This is a genomic window from Haloferax sp. Atlit-10N, from assembly GCF_003586325.1.
Lineage (GTDB): Archaea > Halobacteriota > Halobacteria > Halobacteriales > Haloferacaceae > Haloferax > Haloferax prahovense.
Map to the genome: position 1 here is coordinate 1 of NZ_PSYX01000147.1, position 470 is coordinate 470.

Consider the following 470-nt stretch of genomic DNA (forward strand, 5'->3'; position numbering starts at 1 on the left):
GAGTTCAGCGAGAACGGCGTCGTCGGAGACCCGACGGCCGCGACCGCCGAAACCGGCCGGGACGTGTTCGAGACGGCCGTCGGTGAGCTACTGGAACTCATCGCATGGCTCGGAGAGCGAAACGCGGCTTCGACCGGCCGGCAGAGAGGTGAGGACCACGAAGAATGCTAACGCTACGAAACCGCAGACTCAGTCGACGAGACGCATTGAAGGGAGCGACGGCGGGCCTCATCGGACTCGCGGGTTGCAGCGGCACCTCACAGGACGGTGAGCGGACCTCCTCCTCGGAGCAGATGGAACGGGAGACGACGTTCCGCGTCGGGACGCCGTGGAATCCAGATTCCCTCGACCCGCTCGTCAAGGGGTGGATGTTCCGAAAGCTGAACGTCATCGAACCGCTCGTCATCGCGGACTACAACGCGTCAGTGAAACCGGGAGTAGCCTCTGGGTGGTCCACGAGCGACGACAAT

General features: G+C 63.8%; 1 pseudogene. It reads left to right on the top strand.

The features are described 5' to 3' along the window. Positions 1–206: 206 nt before the first annotated feature. Positions 207–470: pseudogene (locus tag C5B91_RS21605) on the top strand (ABC transporter substrate-binding protein); the annotation flags it as partial.